Raw genomic sequence first — 1,017 nt, 5'->3', positions numbered from 1 at the left:
TCTCCGACTGCGATAGCCTGAGTAGCACTGAAGGATACGGTAGCGTTAATGCTGACGCCGCGATAGGTCATTTCTTCGAAAGCTTTGATTCCAGCAGAGGTTGCCGGTGCTTTTACCTGCATATTTGGAGCAAGAGTGGAGAAATAAACCGCTTGTTCCGTTAACTTATCAGCATTGTTGAAATACTTTGTATTTGTTTGAATGGAAATTCTGCCGGTTCCTGTTTTTGGATCAAATAATGGTTCCAAAAGCTTTGCACCGTCTATTGCCATTTTTTCAATAACGATCCAGGCAATTTCATCCTCAGACTTGGTTGGGTTTTCCTTTACAAGCTGAGCGATGTAATCACGATAGCTGTCCAGTTCCTTGTCCAACACGCCTTTTACGATAACAGGATTTGTAGTAGCTCCTACAGCACCTCTTTCGATAGCGTAAGTCAGTTCTGAAATGGAACATGAGTCATTCCAGTACTGCGTCATAGGAAATTTCTGTGTCATTTCTAATAATTTATCCATCTTTCACCTCCCGAAAAAACGCTTACTATTTTTATTTCTTTCTTGCGTTCTTTCTCATGTCTATAATAACAGCAACGATAATGATAACACCTTCGATGATCTGCTGCCAGTAAGCGTGGATACCCAGTAATGTCAATCCATTTCTCAGTACGCCTAATACTAAAGCTCCGACAACAGCACCCCAGATAGTTCCAATACCGCCGTAATGGCTGGTACCGCCGATTGTGGTTGCTGCGATAGCGGTAAGTTCGTATCCGGTAGCGGCGCCAGGATGTACGCTGCCAACACGGCCAGCAAATACGATAGCAGCTACTGCGCTGCAGATTCCGCTGAAGCCGTAAATGAATACCAGATTTCTTTTTACATTTACACCTGAAATCTCAGCTGCTTTGATATTTCCGCCGATAGCATAGATATTTTTACCGAAGCTGGTGTATCCAAGCAGAATCCAGGTAATGATGATCATAATTAAGTATACGATAACAGGAACAGGGATTGATGC

At 43.1% G+C, this 1,017-nt stretch carries 2 protein-coding genes; both read right to left on the bottom strand.

Annotated elements, in window-relative coordinates:
* The coding region (locus KCX82_RS22835) for a transaldolase family protein (protein WP_319633375.1) at positions 1-515 on the bottom strand (515 nt) is incomplete at its 3' end.
* A 31-nt stretch (positions 516-546) separates the two neighbouring features.
* On the bottom strand, positions 547-1,017 hold a 471-nt coding region (locus KCX82_RS22830; RefSeq protein WP_227020741.1), incomplete at its 5' end, for an ABC transporter permease.

Source organism: Sinanaerobacter chloroacetimidivorans, from assembly GCF_018128545.1.
Lineage (GTDB): Bacteria > Bacillota > Clostridia > Peptostreptococcales > Anaerovoracaceae > Sinanaerobacter > Sinanaerobacter chloroacetimidivorans.
Note: the sequence above shows the minus strand (reverse complement) of the source record. Positions and strands in the feature narration are given on the sequence as shown.